Annotated in this window: 14 protein-coding genes; 10 read left to right on the forward strand and 4 right to left on the reverse strand. The window is 33.0% G+C overall.

The genetic code is table 11. The features are described from left to right. The coding region (locus H510_RS18675; RefSeq protein ID WP_162143072.1) for a restriction endonuclease subunit S domain-containing protein at positions 1-347 on the reverse strand (347 nt) is incomplete at its 3' end. Positions 348-480: 133 nt separating this feature from the next. Between H510_RS18675 and H510_RS0110325 the strand changes: the two genes are divergently transcribed. Together H510_RS0110325 and H510_RS0110330 are read left to right on the forward strand one after the other, a co-directional pair. Then, positions 481-1,407, forward strand: a complete 927-nt coding sequence (locus H510_RS0110325; protein ID WP_026904257.1) for a tyrosine-type recombinase/integrase — start codon at positions 481-483, stop codon at positions 1,405-1,407. Positions 1,408-1,629: 222 nt separating this feature from the next. Then, positions 1,630-4,500: a type I restriction endonuclease subunit R gene (locus tag H510_RS0110330; protein ID WP_026904258.1), complete on the forward strand. Its 2,871-nt coding sequence runs from the start codon at positions 1,630-1,632 to the stop codon at positions 4,498-4,500. 71 nt (positions 4,501-4,571) lie between these two features. Here the strand turns inward: H510_RS0110330 and H510_RS0110335 are convergent, their stop codons facing one another. Together H510_RS0110335 and truA are read right to left on the reverse strand one after the other, a co-directional pair. Further along, entirely contained in the window at positions 4,572-6,359 is a 1,788-nt protein-coding gene (locus H510_RS0110335; protein ID WP_026904259.1) for an ABC transporter ATP-binding protein, read from the reverse strand. Continuing rightward, a complete protein-coding gene (gene truA, locus H510_RS0110340; protein ID WP_036692575.1) occupies positions 6,359-7,138 on the reverse strand; it encodes a tRNA pseudouridine(38-40) synthase TruA in 780 nt (259 codons plus the stop codon). Before truA ends, H510_RS0110335 begins: the two co-directional genes overlap by 1 nt. A 132-nt stretch (positions 7,139-7,270) precedes the next feature. On the opposite strand from truA, the gene H510_RS0110345 reads away from it, so the two are divergent. Further along, on the forward strand, positions 7,271-7,732 hold the full coding sequence (locus H510_RS0110345) for a DUF4293 domain-containing protein (RefSeq protein WP_026904261.1): 462 nt from the start codon (positions 7,271-7,273) through the stop codon (positions 7,730-7,732). A 443-nt stretch (positions 7,733-8,175) separates the two neighbouring features. Here the strand turns inward: H510_RS0110345 and H510_RS0110355 are convergent, their stop codons facing one another. Continuing rightward, positions 8,176-8,466 carry a hypothetical protein gene (locus H510_RS0110355; RefSeq protein WP_026904262.1) on the reverse strand — a complete coding sequence of 97 codons (291 nt, stop codon included), beginning with the start codon at positions 8,464-8,466 and terminating at the stop codon, positions 8,176-8,178. Positions 8,467-8,708: 242 nt separating this feature from the next. Between H510_RS0110355 and H510_RS0110360 the strand changes: the two genes are divergently transcribed. The 7 genes from H510_RS0110360 (at position 8,709) to H510_RS0110390 (ending at position 14,872) form a co-directional block, all read left to right on the forward strand. Next, positions 8,709-9,971 (forward strand): T9SS type A sorting domain-containing protein, encoded by a 1,263-nt coding sequence (locus tag H510_RS0110360; RefSeq protein WP_026904263.1) that lies wholly within the window; start codon positions 8,709-8,711, stop codon positions 9,969-9,971. A 113-nt stretch (positions 9,972-10,084) separates the two neighbouring features. After that, positions 10,085-11,932, forward strand: coding sequence for a DEAD/DEAH box helicase (locus H510_RS0110365; protein ID WP_036692577.1), 1,848 nt, complete (start codon positions 10,085-10,087; stop codon positions 11,930-11,932). A gap of 138 nt (positions 11,933-12,070) precedes the next feature. Continuing rightward, on the forward strand, positions 12,071-12,814 hold the full coding sequence (gene fabG / locus H510_RS0110370; RefSeq protein WP_026904265.1) for a 3-oxoacyl-[acyl-carrier-protein] reductase: 744 nt from the start codon (positions 12,071-12,073) through the stop codon (positions 12,812-12,814). A gap of 199 nt (positions 12,815-13,013) precedes the next feature. After that, on the forward strand, positions 13,014-13,214 hold the full coding sequence (locus H510_RS0110375; protein ID WP_026904266.1) for a hypothetical protein: 201 nt from the start codon (positions 13,014-13,016) through the stop codon (positions 13,212-13,214). An 11-nt stretch (positions 13,215-13,225) separates the two neighbouring features. Next, positions 13,226-13,429 carry a YgaP family membrane protein gene (locus tag H510_RS0110380; protein ID WP_026904267.1) on the forward strand — a complete coding sequence of 68 codons (204 nt, stop codon included), beginning with the start codon at positions 13,226-13,228 and terminating at the stop codon, positions 13,427-13,429. An 8-nt stretch (positions 13,430-13,437) separates the two neighbouring features. Next, positions 13,438-14,046, forward strand: coding sequence for a TlpA family protein disulfide reductase (locus H510_RS0110385; RefSeq protein ID WP_026904268.1), 609 nt, complete (start codon positions 13,438-13,440; stop codon positions 14,044-14,046). Positions 14,047-14,203: 157 nt separating this feature from the next. Next, positions 14,204-14,872, forward strand: coding sequence for a superoxide dismutase (locus H510_RS0110390; RefSeq protein WP_026904269.1), 669 nt, complete (start codon positions 14,204-14,206; stop codon positions 14,870-14,872). The last annotated feature ends 9 nt before the right edge of the window (positions 14,873-14,881 follow it).

Genomic DNA, 14,881 nt, shown 5'->3' on the forward strand with positions numbered 1-14,881 from the left:
GCTATTTCCATCTTCTTTTTACTATTCAGATAATACGATAAAAACACTCCATCATTATCTGTTTTAATAATATTTAAATCACTTCCTAATGCAACTCCCGATTTTAAAACACAAGAAGCTGTAGCAATATCGATTTTAGATTCACCAGATGCAGGAATTATAACATCATTATCCTCGCTAAGTACTAATAAAGACTTTTGCAAATTCGTCTTCGATTTTATCTCTTTAATAACTTCACCATAATATGTATAAAGCTCACCATATCTTATGCAATCGTTCATTCCATCTTCAGTAATATCACTTTTTGAAATACCTTTCCCTTTTGAAAATTTTGCAACCTCCCCCAACCTCTTAACCTCCCATGCCCCCTCAAAGCCAGGAAATCTTAAATTGGGAACCTTTAATCCTTAATTACATAAAGATTAGTAATCCTTAATCATCAATTACTTTTCTTCGTGATTTTAATCAATAAATAAAATCATGAACAATCAAAAACAACTCTCAGAAATTATTGAACTATGGAAAAAAGACAAAAAGCAGTACGTGAAAAAGTCGAGTTTTTCTGCTTATGTACTCCTTACAGAAAACCATTTATTGCCAGTATTTGGTCATTATTACGAGTTAACTGAGGCAGATGTACAAAAATTTGTTTTTCAGAAACTTGAAAGAGGGCTTAGTCAAAAAACAATCAAAGACATTTTAATTGTTTTGAAGATGATTCTCAAATTTGGTGCAAAAAATAAGTGGTTAGCATATACTCCTTTTGAAATACAGTTCCCTACCGAGCGTGAGAAGCGTAACATTGAAGTGCTAAACCGTAGCAATCAGAAAAAAATCATGAATTATATTCAAGATCATTTTACGTTTAAAAATTTAGGTGTTTATATCTGTTTAAGTGCGGGTATGCGTATAGGAGAAGTTTGTGCATTAACCTGGGATGATATCGATATAGACAACGGAATCATTAATGTAAACAGAACCATACAACGCATCTATGTGATAGAAAACGGACAAAGAAGAACTGAACTTATTCTGGATACACCTAAAACAAAAAATTCAATCAGAGAAATACCAATCAGCAAAGATTTATTGAGACTGCTAAAACCTTTTAAGAAAATAGTTAATCCGTCTTTTTTTGTTTTAACTAATGAGGCTAAGCCAACAGAACCTAGAACTTACCGTAGTTATTATAAAAACCTGATGGAACTGTTAAATATGCCAGATTTAAAATTTCATGGCTTAAGGCATAGTTTTGCTACAAGATGTATAGAGAGTAACTGCGATTATAAAACCGTAAGTGTACTACTAGGGCATTCTAACATCAGTACAACTTTGAACCTTTATGTACATCCAAATTTGGAGCAAAAGAAAAAGGCTATTGAACAAATGTTTAAAGGATTAAAGTAATTATTTGATTTCGGTTTGTTTGAATATTTTGAACACAAAATACTTTGAATACAAATCTTGAAAGCAAAAAGGTTTGTCTTCTATTTTTACTTGATTATGGAAAACAAATAAACTTATCTTCATTTTTGGAAAACAAAGCTCTTTGATTTCAGGAAAATTATTTTTTATGTAAACAAGGGGCTTTGTTTTCTATTTTTTGTAGTTTCGGAATGGCGAAAACTTATGAGTAAACAATCAGAACAGATTTTAGAAGAACAGCTTATCATCCAATTACAAAAAATTGGTTATAAACTTGTCTCTATTGCTGATGAAAAAGCCTTGTTGGCTAATTTAAAGACACAGCTAGAGAAACATAATAAAATACAATTTACGGATACAGAGTTTGAGAAAGTGCTTAATATTTTAAGTAAAGGCTCAGTATTTGAAAAAGCGAAAACATTACGTGAAAGGCAGCATATTCTCAGAGATAATGGTGATAATCTGTACTTTGAATTTTTAAATGTAGAGCATTGGTGTCAAAATGAATATCAGGTTACAAACCAGATAACACAAGAAGGTAAATACGAAAATAGATATGATGTTACTGTCTTAATAAACGGTTTACCTCTAGTTCAAATAGAACTTAAAAGAAGAGGCTTGGAAATGAAAGAAGCCTTTAACCAAATTAACCGTTATCAAAAACATAGCTTTGGAGCAGGAAAAGGCTTATTTCATTTTGTTCAATTGTTCATCATCAGTAATGGTGTAAACACTAAATACTTCAGTAATTTTGGTTCGCATCCTCAAGAATATCTTCAAACTTTCCATTGGACAGATGAACAAAACAAACCTTTAAATAATATCCTTAACGGTTTTACTGATTCTTTTTTAGAGCCCTGCCATGTTAGTAAGATGATATGTAAATATATTGTCTTAAATGAAACAGACAAGAAGCTCATGGTGCTTAGACCATATCAGTATTATGCTGTAGAAAGCATCATCAAAAAGGTAACAGAAAATGAGATTTTAAAGGGTTATAGTGTCCAAAAAAATGGTTATATCTGGCATACTACAGGTAGCGGTAAAACATTAACTAGTTTTAAGGCAAGTCAGATTTTATCTAAAATTCCAGCTATAAAAAAAGTAGTATTTGTTGTTGATAGAAAAGATTTAGATTACCAAACCAACCAAGAGTATGATAAATTTAGCAAAGGATGTGTGAGTGCCGCTGGTAGTACTGATGAATTGATTCAACAATTCAAAAATCCTAATATCCCAATTATTGTTACGACCATTCAAAAGTTAAATAACGCTATTTCGGGTAAGAATTTGATTAAGATGAAAACTATTCAAGATGAAAGAATGGTTTTTATTTTTGATGAGTGCCATCGTTCTCAATTTGGTGATACCCATAAAAATATCATCAGCTATTTTACTAATGTTCAACTATTTGGTTTTACAGGTACACCTATCCTTGCAGAAAATGCTGATGGAGAAAAAACGACAGCAAGTTTATTTGGTAAATGCCTACATAAATATGTAATCACTGATGCGATTAGAGATGAAAATGTCTTGAAATTTTCTGTTGAATATATCCAGACATTTAAAAAGAAAGACCATATTATTGATTTAAAAGTAGAAGAAATCAATGAGGCTGAGGTATTAGAAGCGCCAGAAAGAAAGGAGGCTATTGTAGATTATATAATTCAATACCATGACCAAAAAACGCAAAATAGAAATTTTTGCGCTATGATGTGCGTTCAGGATATTGACTCGGTAATTCAATATTATGAGATTTTTAAGCGTAAAAGAATTAATGGAGAACATGATTTAAAAATTGCTGCCATATTTAGCTATGCCCAAAATGAGGACGAGCTAAAAGATGATGTTTATCCACCAATAAGTATGGCAGCCGAGCCAGAGGCAAGTTATGGACATATAAAGCCGCACCGAAGAGAGTTATTAGAAGAGTATGTTAAGGACTTTAATGCCCAGTTTGGAACTGCTGAAAATATTAAAGACACAGAAAGTTTTTATAATTACTATAATGCTATAGCAAAAAAATCTAAGCATCCTAAACATGAAACGGATATTCTTTTAGTTGCAAATATGTTTCTAACAGGCTTTGATAGTAAGAATCTAAATACTTTGTATGTTGATAAAAACCTTCAATATCATGGTTTAATACAAGCATTTAGTCGCACCAACCGTATTTTAGATAAGAATAAAACACAGGGCAATATCATTTGCTTTAGAAACTTAAAAGATAAGACAGACGAGGCTATTACCTTATTTAGTAATAAAGAAGCTATTGATGAAATTATTGTCGAACCTTATGAATCGTATGTAAATCAATTTAACGAGGCTACAGAAAATCTGTTGAAAATTGTTCCTGTTGTAAAATCAGTAGACGATTTATATTCTGAAGAAGATAAATTGAAATTTATTCTCGCTTTTAGAATGCTAATTAGGCTTCATAAGAAAATGAGTCATTATACAGAGTTTACTTGGAATGATTTAGATATAGAAGAACAATTATTCACAGATTATACCAGTAAGTATTTAGATTTAAAAGAAAGAATTCCACCTCAAACAAAAGAAAAAACATCTATTTTAAAGGATATAGATTTTGAACTAGAATTAATTAGGCGTGATACCATAAATGTAACCTACATTCTTCAGCTATTAATGAAAGTTAAATCAAACCAAACTACTCAAGAAAAAGAACGTTTACAAAAAGAGATTTTTAATTTGCTAAATACAGAGGTTTCTTTAAGAAGTAAAAGAGATTTAATAGAGAAATTTATTCAGGAAAACTTACCTCATATTAAAGATGCAGATGCCATTCCCGAAGAGTTTGAAAAGTTCTGGAGTGAAGAGCAGTTAATAGCCTTAAAACAATTGATACAAGAAGAAGATCTTTCGGAAGAAAAGACCGAAAAATTAATAGAAAATTATCTTTTTGCTGAAAGACAACCTTTAAGAAATGAGATATTAGATTTACGTAAAGAAGGCCGGCCTAGTGTTTTAAAGTCAAAAGAAATTGGAGATAGAATATTGAATAGAATTATAAGTTTTGTTGAAACATTCGCTAACGGGATTTCAGGGCGGTAGGTTTTAATCTATTGATAATTTTATACCTTTCAAATAAGTTCAATTACTCTTGATGGTCATGAATGATATGCTTAGCTTTTTTCTATCCCGCTAGAATTAAATTGTAGGTCATACAAGTTTTTATAATAACCGTTTAACCTGAGCAACTCTTGGTGTGTGCCCTTTTCTTTAATTTCACCATGGTCTAATACAATGATTCTATCTGCATTTTGGATGGTAGATAAACGATGCGCAATAACTATGGAGGTTCTGCCTAGCATTAGTTTTTCTATAGCTTGTTGTATCAAAATTTCTGTTTCTGTGTCTACTGATGAAGTAGCTTCATCTAGAACTAAAATTTTAGGGTCGTAAACCAGCGCTCTGATAAAAGAGATTAATTGTGCTTGTCCAGCAGATAAAGTAGCACCTCTTTCTTGTACTTGATAATCATAACCATCGGGTAAACGCATAATAAAATCATGTGCGCCAACATCTTTAGCTGCTGCTATAATTTTTTGTCTGCTAATAGCTTGATTTTTGAGGGAGATGTTATTTGCAATGGTATCAGAAAATAAAAAAACATCCTGTAAAACCGTGGCTATTTGATTTCTTAAGTATGTAAGCTCAAAATCTTTGATGTTAATACCGTCTATTTTAACACTTCCCTTACTGATTTCATAAAATCTATTCAGGATATTGATGGTTGAGGATTTACCTGCACCAGTAGCACCTACAAGCGCTAATGTTTCTCCTTCTTTAACTTCAAAAGAAATGTTTTTTAATATCCAATCTTCTTCAATTATAGGAGTTTGATTTTGCTGGTAAGAAAACCAAACATCTTTAAATACAATCTCGCCTTTTAAGTTTTGTGGTGCCAGTTTGCCTTCATTAATAGTTTGTTCCTGAGTATCTAAAACTTTAAAAATTCTATCAGCGCCTACCATACCCATTTGTAAGGTGTTAAACTTATCTGCTAATTCTCTAATAGGTCTAAATAACATGTTAACGTACATGATAAAGGCAACCACTACTCCGGCAGAAATTTCATTGTTAAGTATACTTTTAGAACCATACCAAACCAATAAGCCAATAGACAGAGCGGATATAATCTCTACAACAGGAAAAAATATAGAATAATACCAGTTTGAACGGATATGAGCATCGCGGTGAACCGCATTTATAGCTTTAAACTTTTTGTATTCTTGATCTTCTCTGGCAAAATATCTGATGATACTGATGCCACTAATGTGTTCTTGTAAAAAAGTATTGAGTTGGGCAACCTGTGTTCTTACCTCTTGAAAAGCAGATTTTATGGCTTCTTTGAAAATGTAAGTTGCAAGCATCAATAATGGCATCGGAATTAAAACCACTAAAGTGAGCTTCCAATCGGTATACAACATGACCCCAATAATGGTTACCAATTGTAATATATCGCCAATAATAACTATTAAACCTTCAGAAAATATATCGGCAATGGTTTCTAAATCAGATACGGTACGTGTTATGAGTTGTCCTAAAGGTGTTTTATCAAAATACTTTAATCTGAGTTGGGTTAGATGGTTAAAAACATCTTTTCTTAAATCTTTAATAACCGATTGCCCTAGTGTATTGGTTAGGAATGTGTGATAGTATTGGATAACGGTTTGAAGGATTAACAATATGATAAGGATAATAGTCATATTGATCAATCCGGATTTATTATCAAAAAGGATAAAATCATCAACCGTTTTTTGAATAAGCAGGGGTCTTAACGGAGCTACGATAGCTAAGCTAAGGGTTAAAAAAATAGCAAGATAAAAAAGTCTTTTATAAGGGTTGGTATATTTAAAAAGTCTTTTTAATAAGCTCCAATCATAGGTTTTTCCAGTAACTTCTGCCATTATTTTTCTTCTTCTATTGCCCTCATGATATAAGGATAGTTAACTTCGGTTAAGAAAAGTCCACAAGCAGGTACAGAAGCACCAGCGTAAGATCTGTTTTTACTTTCTATCACTTCTCTCATATAGTCTGGTGAAAATTTCCCTCTTCCAATATCCGTTAAAGTGCCCACAATTGCCCTTACCATATTTCTCAAAAACCTGTTAGCGGTGATATGGAAGATAATTCCATCGGAAGCTACTTCCCATTCTGCTCTGGAAACTAAACAGTTATTCGTAAAATTATCGGCATTAGCCTTACAGAAAGCACTAAAATCTTCATATTCTAATAGATATGTTGCTGCAATATTCATGGCGTTCATATCCAGATTTTCTTTTATAAGCCAGCTGGTATGGGTTTTAAAAGGGTTTTTATGAAAATGAATATGGTATTGATAAGACCTAAAAGTGGCATCAAAACGGGCATGCGCATCTGGCACTACTGGGTAAATATGATGTATAGCGATATCATGAGGTAGAAGCGCATTTAAACTTCTCAGGAATTTAAGTTCTTGGTTTTCTAAATTCGCGATAGGGCAATCAAAATGTGCAAAAAACTGAGTGGCGTGTACGCCAGTATCTGTTCTGCCACAGCCTAAAGTTTCTATTTTATCTTTAAAATAGATGCTTAAAGCTTCGTCAATTTTTTGTTGAACAGTAATAGCGTTAGGTTGATATTGCCAGCCATGGTAATTTATTCCATGATAGCTTAATTCTAGAAAATATCTGTTAACGTGATGCACCCTACAAATTTAATCTAAATAGGCTTACCATTTTAGTTCAATAGGCAACATTTATGTAATTTCTTTTATAAACAATTTTAATAAGACCAGATGTTTTTACATTTGCTTAATTGTTTATATTTAAAAAAGATTATGATACAAAGAATACAAACTGTTTATTTTTTCTTAGCTTCTTTAGCACTTGCAGCTTTGTTTATGTTTCCTATTGCCACAGTTTTTGAAACCGATGGAGCAAAAAAAATAAGCGTTACCGGTGTAACCCAAACCCTTGATGGAAATGTAGTACAAACAGAAAGTTTTTTATTATTAACCATTATTACGGCATTGTTAGCTTTAAACTCGTTGGTATTGATATTTCTTTACAAGAATAGAAAGCAGCAAATGATGTTTACCTATGTACATATCGTTGTTATTATTGCTTACAGTTTTTGGTTATCGCAAACTGTAAAAAATGCTACTACTACTCTATTAGAGATAGGAGATTATGGTATTGGTGCCGGACTATCATCTATAGCGGTTTTATTTTTGGTGCTAGCAGTTAAGGGGATTAAAAGAGATGATAAATTGATAAAATCTGCGGATAGATTGAGGTAATGCTTTAGATAATCGAAGTGTAGCAAGAGGCTGTCAAAAATCATATTTGCCACATTGAGCGGACCTTTGTTGTCATCCTGAGGGTTAATATATTTCATATAAATCAATATGTAATGACGTGTTTAAGTATTTCGATAGTCCTGCCCAAGCATTAACAGCCGTTTACGCCCAATTCCGCCTTGGCGGTTGCGGCTTCTACAGGATTAGCCTTAGTAGAACCTTTAGAAGCAAGCGGCGCAGCGGAGAGTTTTTGGGTACTTTTTGCGGAAAAAAGTACCTTGACATGGCCGGTCAAGAGGCCGGAAAGCCAGTGGGTGAATGCTTAATTTTTAAACATTTATAAATAGCGTCAATGGTAGCGAAGTCGAAGGATAAGAAAAGGCTTCGACTCCGCTCCTTTAGCCTGACACAAAGTGGTGATTTGAGATAACTTCTTTTTTTGTTTAAATATTTCCTACAACCAAAATAGGTTCAGGGCCTTTGGGTTCTTGTTCTAGTTTTTCTGAAATGGCGCAATAGCCAGAGACCCCTCTGTTAAGTAAAGTATAGCCTAAGGTCAATTCTGTTGCCGCGATAAGAGGATGAGAAAATATGTTTTTTAATCCTTTAAGGGCGATATAAGTTCCTCCGGCTATAGAAAGTATCCTTTCTGTTTTACTTAAATTGGTATTGATGTTTTCTTTTAATAAAGAATCTTCTAAAGTATTCTTTAATTGTTCTACGGTATTTATCATAAGAAATGTTTTTTTTGAGAGCAATAATTCAATAATGATGCCTAATTATTGTTTTAAGGATTTTAAATTGTGGTATAAAAAAGGGATAAAACAATAATGATTTTTTAGAGTTTATAACTTTGTGGTGTTTTTGTATTGACAAAACGAAATATTTATCAATTATTTTTTGAAAATTTCACATAAATTTAATCTATTCTCTTTATATTTAGCAGAAACTACTTAAAAAATTAAATTCGATACACATGAAAAAATTTTTACTCTTTTTATTGGGCTTGTCTAATTCTGTTTTTGCACAGACAACTATATTCTCTCAAGATTTTAGCTCTTCTGCTGTTGTTGCAGACTATGTAAGTGGAACGCCTGGTATTGGGCAGTTTACCGCTATAAACAATGCAACCAACAATCCTACATCTATAAATAGCGGGACTTTAAGATTCGCTAAATCAGGAGGAAGTACAGGTTATTTTTCAAGAATTACACCTTTTACTGGCGCACCCGAGTTACTGGAAGTAAAATTTGATTTTGAAATAAGTAATAATTTAGCAGCAGCTGCAATAACACAAGCTACATTTTATGTAGGTTCAAATTTTGAAAATAGTGCCTCAGCCCCAGCAACTGTAGATTTTCACAGTAGAATAACTTTTAATTTTGAGACAACAGGAAGTTTTAGTCTAAGAAATATCGGACCAAATACAAATGGGAACATCTATACTGGTAAAAGAACTATAACTCTTGTCATTAATAATACCAGCTCTTCTCAAGATTATTTGGCTCCTAGTGGAGTTTTGGAATCAGTTGGAATAGATGCTTATGATATTTGGGTAGGTAACGTAAAAGAGTTTAATGATATACCAGCAACTACGCCAACTGTGGGATTAAACAATATGAAATTTATTTATCCTAGTAGTTCATCAAATGCAAATTTAGACTTTGATAATTTTGTTATTAAAAATCTTTTGGGAGTACTTCCCATCCAACTATCCTCTTTCGCAGCTCAAGCTATTGATAAAACCATCTTATTAAACTGGGAAACTTTATCAGAAACTGAAAATGCAAGTTTTGAAATAGAAAGATCAGTAGATGGAATAAGCTTTACTAAAATTGGCTCAAAAGAAGGTTCAGGAACTACCATAGCTTTAACAAAATATCGTTTTGTAGATGAAAATCCTCTGCCTGGAACCAATTATTATAGATTAAAGCAACTAGATATTGATGGTAAAAGCGAAATTTTAGCAGTTAGATCAGCCATATCAAATATATCTTTTGCTACTTTAAGTGTTTTACAAAATAGTAATACGGTTACGGCTCAAATTTTATCTCCCGTAAAAGAAAAAGCAAAACTAAGCTTGTTTGATATAGGGGGTAAAGTCTTGGCTCAACAAGATATTTTATTAGAAAACGGCTTAAATAGGTTTGATTTTTCTCAGAACCTGGTTAGTGGCGTTTATTTCTTCAAGCTAACAAGTGCATCAAATCAAATTAATACAAAATTTATAAAGCTGTAAAAGCTGTATTACTGTCTGGTATAAAAAACTATATCAGACAGATTTTGCATTTCAGGTATATAATTGTATCTTTGCGCCCTATTTGGCAATGTTGCCATATTTTATAAATTATCATGAACCCATTCAATGAATTGGGGATACGACATGATATTGTTAATGCGATAACTGAGTTAGGTTTTACTAACCCTACTCCAATCCAGGAAAGTGCCATTCCAGTTTTGTTATCAGGCAGCAACGATTTTGTCGGATTAGCCCAAACAGGAACAGGAAAGACAGCCGCATTTGGCCTTCCATTATTAGAACTGATCGACTACAGTAAAAATCACCCACAAGCACTTATTCTTTGCCCAACACGTGAACTTTGCTTACAAATCAGTAACGATTTAAAAAATTATTCTAAAAACCTTCCTAATGTTAATGTAGTTGCAGTATACGGTGGTGCAAACATCGTAAACCAATTAAGAGACATTAAAAGAGGCGTACAAATTGTGGTGGCAACACCTGGTCGTATGCTAGACATCCTTAACAGAAAAGCTATAGATTTCTCTCAAGTGAAATATGTGGTTTTAGACGAGGCTGATGAGATGTTAAACATGGGTTTTCAGGATGATATTAACGATATCCTTTCTACAACCCCAGACACTAAGAAAACTTGGTTGTTTTCTGCTACCATGCCTAAAGAGGTAAGAGCCATTGCCAACAATTACATGACCAACCCACATGAGTTAACCATGGGGACAAAAAACACAGGTAATGTTAATATTGAGCATGAGTATTACATCGTTAAAGCTAGAGACAAATACGCAGCTTTTAAACGTATTGTAGATTTTAATCCAGAAATTTTTGGTATTGTATTTTGTCGTACTAAAATAGAAACTCAAGAAATTGCAGAATCTTTAGTAAAAGATGGTTACAATGCCGATTCTTTACACGGAGATTTATCTCAACAACAACGTGATAAAGTGATGAAGCGTTACCGCGATAGAAGTTTGCAATTGTTAATTGCTACTGATGTTGCAGCCCGTGGTATTGATGTTAGCGATGTTACCCACGTTATCAATTATTCTTTACCAGATGAGATAGAAAACTACACGCATAGAAGTGGTAGAACAGGAAGAGCTGGTAAAACAGGTATTTCTATAGCTATCATCAACTCTAAAGAATTATACAAAATACGCCAAATAGAAAAAGTAATTGGTAAGCAATTTACAAAAGCAGAAATTCCAACTGGTTTTGATGTTGTAGAGAAACAATTATTTGGTTTGGTACATAAAGTTCATAATGTAGAGGTTAATGATTCTCAGATAGAACAGTATCTTCCTAGGATTATGGACGAGTTTAAGGATTTAACTAAAGAAGATGTTATCAAACGTTTTGCATCTTTAGAGTTTAACAGATTCTTAGATTATTACAAAAATGCCCCGGATTTAAATACTGCTACAGATGAGCGTGGCGGTAGAGAAAGAGATGGCGGCAGAGCAGGACAAAGTGGATTTACGCGTTTGTTTATCAACTTGGGTTCTGTTGATGATTTTACAAGAGGAGATCTTTTAGGTTATATCTGTAACAATGCAGGTATAAGTGGTAAATCTGTTGGTAAGATTGATATGAAAGGTGTTTTCTCTTTCTTTGAAGTGGAGAATGAAGTTGCAGAAAAAGTGATTGAAGGCTTCAAGAAAGTAGATTTCCATGGTAGAGATGTAAGAATTGAAGTTTCTGGAGAAGGAAGAAGTGAGCGAAGAGGTGGTGGAGGCCCTAATCGTGGTGGAGACAGAGAGCGAAGAAGCTATGGTGGCGGCGGCAGTAGAAGCAGTGGCGGCGAGCGAAGAGAAAGAAGTGATAGAGGAGGAGAAAGAAGTAGCGGTGGCGGATTCAGAGATTTTTCTGGTAAAAGAAAAGAGGGTGGAAATAGTGGTGGTGGAGAAAGAAAATCTGGTGGAGAAAGAAAAAGAAGATATTAAAATTAATATCTACACATAAATTCTAAAAAACTAAAAGCAGAGGTATTCTTATATAAGAATGCCTTTTGCTTTTTATAAGGGCTTGTATGCTTATCAAAAAAAAATGATAATTTCACGTCTTTATCTTAATCAAATAAAATGAAGTTATTACAAGGGAAAACCGCATTAATTACTGGTGCATCTAAAGGAATAGGAAAAAGAATTGCAGAAAAATTTGCAGAACAAGGTGCAAATGTTGCATTTACCTATTTATCATCAGTGGAAAAAGGCGAAGCTTTAGAGAAAGAATTGCAACAATATGGTACGCAAATAAAAGGTTACCGTTCTGATGCTTCTAAGTTTGGAGAGGCTGAGCAACTGATTAATGCTATTGTTACTGATTTTGGTACCATAGATATTGTTGTGAACAATGCTGGTATTACTAAAGATGGTTTATTAATGCGTATGTCTGAAGAAAATTGGGACGATGTATTGGAAGTAAACTTAAAATCAATTTTTAATACCACAAAAGCAGCGTCAAAAATCATGATGAAAAACCGTCATGGTGTGTTTATTAATATGAGCTCTGTAGTTGGTGTACAAGGAAATGCTGGACAATCTAATTATGCAGCATCTAAAGCTGGGATTATAGGTTTTTCTAAATCAATAGCTAAAGAATTAGGTTCAAGAAATATCAGAACCAATGTGGTAGCTCCAGGTTTTATCAGAACAGAAATGACAGCTGTTTTAGATCCAAAAGTTGTAGAGGGATGGGAAAAAGATATTCCTTTAAAAAGAGCGGGAGAAACAGATGATGTAGCCAATGTTTGTGTTTTCTTAGCATCAGATATGAGTGCTTACGTAAACGGACAGGTAATTTCTGTTTGTGGCGGCATGCTGTAGAAAGTTAGAAAGTATAGAGTACAAAGTATAGAGTAGAAAGTACAGAGTACAAAGTATTAAGCCGTTATAAGCTTTCAGAAAAATCTCTAACAAATTGTTAGGGATTTTTTTATTTAAAAATTTTGGGCTAAAGTGACTTATGTCACCTAAATCCCAATGCTATTATTTCATATTTGTTATAAGAATTAAAGAAGAGTTTATGAGAAGTCTGTTGCTAAATAATTGGAATATTATCCGAATCATAAAAACCCTAGCGGGTATTTATATCGCTTATGAAGCTATTGCTCGTGAGGAAGTGATGATAGCTGTTTTAGCTGCAATTTTACTTTATCAAGGACTTTTTAATGTTTCTGCTTGTGGTATTGGCGGGTGTAATGTATCAAATAGATATAACCATTAAAATTTTGAAATATGAAAAAGAATATGGGAAGCTTAGATAGAAGCCTAAGAGTAATTATAGCCTTGGTAATTACTTTATTGTACTATAATGAAATGATAAAGGGCGCTTTAGGTATGGTATTATTAGTGCTAGCTATTGTATTTGTTCTAACAAGTTTAGTGAGTTTTTGCCCCTTGTACGCACTTTTTAAACTGAATACTTGTAAGCGGGATTAAATCAGAAAATGATGGTGGAGAAAGAGAAAAATGATAAGAAGTTGTTCAGTTGGTCTAATATTTCAACTGTGTTATTAGTTGTTTTTGCTTTAGCAATGCTATTTAGTCCGCAAGTTAAAGGAAAAGTAATTGAAGGCTTAATGATGGTAGGCTTATTTCAGCCTGATTTACCTCAAGATCAAGAAATCAAAGCAGCTTCAATTTCAGAGGAAGAGGTTGTTTTTAAAGATGAAACAGGTAAAGAAGTAAGATTATCTAGTTTAAAAGGTAAAGTTGTGTTCATTAATTTTTGGGCTACTTGGTGTCCGCCTTGTATTGCAGAAATGCCGTCTATCCATCAACTGGCTAAGCAATTTAAGGGAAATAATAAGCTTATTGTTTTAACTGTGGATGTTGATCAGGATTTGCGGAAATCATTAAAATTTATGCAAAAAAGGAATTTGGATTTGCCATTATATGTGCTTGCTAGTGCAGTGCCCAGTGCGTATCTGGGGAATAGTATTCCAACTACTATTGTTTTAAATAAAAAAGGTAAATTGGTATTTAAGCATGAGGGTGGTGCTGATTATACCAATAAAGAATTTATCGACTTTATAATAAAGTTGAGTCAAGAGTAATGTTGTACTGATATGGGAATAATATTTTAAAGATTTTTCTGGAAAAGATGTTATTTTAATGTAATTATCGCTTATTTAATGTGAAACATGTATCTTTTTTGCAATAGCTCTTTAAAACATATTTTTAGTTTTACATTTACAATTAAAAAAAAGAGAAATGAAAAATAAGTTATTACTACTTGCCATGTTGTTGGCAACAAACAGCCTTTTTGCACAGTTTACGCAAAAACCTTTGCCTTATGATTATAAGGCGCTTGAGCCTTATATTGATGCTCAAACTATGGAGATTCATTATTCTAAGCACCATGCTGGTTATATTAAAAACTTGAATGATGCATTAAAAGCTAAGGGTGTAGAAAATCAATCTATTGAGGCTATTTTGGCAAATATGTCAAAATATGACACTGGAATAAAAAATAATGCTGGAGGGCATTATAACCATGAATTGTTTTGGTCTATTCTTTCCCCTAAAAAAAGTAATCCGTCGGCAGAACTTAGCGCAGCCATTAATGCATCTTTTAAAAGTTTAGATGGTTTGAAGAATAAATTAAACGATGCTGCCGTAAAAAGATTTGGTTCTGGTTGGGCATGGCTGATTGTTGATGAGAGTGGTAATTTAGTGGTTTCTTCTACTGCAAATCAAGACAATCCCTTAATGGAAGGAGCTGCTAAAAAGGGTATACCTATTTTAGGGATAGATGTATGGGAACATGCTTATTATTTAAAATATCAGAATAAAAGAGCTGATTATCTTTCTGCTATCTGGAATGTGATTAATTGGGACGAAGTGAGTAAAAGATATAACGAAGCAAAGAAAGCTAAGTAATAGTTAAGA

It is taken from the genome of Pedobacter glucosidilyticus DSM 23534 (assembly GCF_000425145.1).
GTDB classification, from domain to species: Bacteria; Bacteroidota; Bacteroidia; order Sphingobacteriales; family Sphingobacteriaceae; genus Pseudopedobacter; species Pseudopedobacter glucosidilyticus.

Coding starts and splice junctions, on each gene's coding strand:
- H510_RS0110325 (WP_026904257.1), top strand. CDS start 481: ATGAACAATCAAAAACAACTCTCAGAAATTATTGAACTATGGAAAAAA.
- H510_RS0110330 (WP_026904258.1), top strand. CDS start 1,630: ATGAGTAAACAATCAGAACAGATTTTAGAAGAACAGCTTATCATCCAA.
- H510_RS0110335 (WP_026904259.1), bottom strand. CDS start 6,359: ATGGCAGAAGTTACTGGAAAAACCTATGATTGGAGCTTATTAAAAAGA.
- H510_RS0110345 (WP_026904261.1), top strand. CDS start 7,271: ATGATACAAAGAATACAAACTGTTTATTTTTTCTTAGCTTCTTTAGCA.
- H510_RS0110355 (WP_026904262.1), bottom strand. CDS start 8,466: ATGATAAATACCGTAGAACAATTAAAGAATACTTTAGAAGATTCTTTA.
- H510_RS0110360 (WP_026904263.1), top strand. CDS start 8,709: ATGAAAAAATTTTTACTCTTTTTATTGGGCTTGTCTAATTCTGTTTTT.
- H510_RS0110365 (WP_036692577.1), top strand. CDS start 10,085: ATGAACCCATTCAATGAATTGGGGATACGACATGATATTGTTAATGCG.
- fabG (WP_026904265.1), top strand. CDS start 12,071: ATGAAGTTATTACAAGGGAAAACCGCATTAATTACTGGTGCATCTAAA.
- H510_RS0110375 (WP_026904266.1), top strand. CDS start 13,014: ATGAGAAGTCTGTTGCTAAATAATTGGAATATTATCCGAATCATAAAA.
- H510_RS0110380 (WP_026904267.1), top strand. CDS start 13,226: ATGAAAAAGAATATGGGAAGCTTAGATAGAAGCCTAAGAGTAATTATA.
- H510_RS0110385 (WP_026904268.1), top strand. CDS start 13,438: ATGATGGTGGAGAAAGAGAAAAATGATAAGAAGTTGTTCAGTTGGTCT.
- H510_RS0110390 (WP_026904269.1), top strand. CDS start 14,204: ATGAAAAATAAGTTATTACTACTTGCCATGTTGTTGGCAACAAACAGC.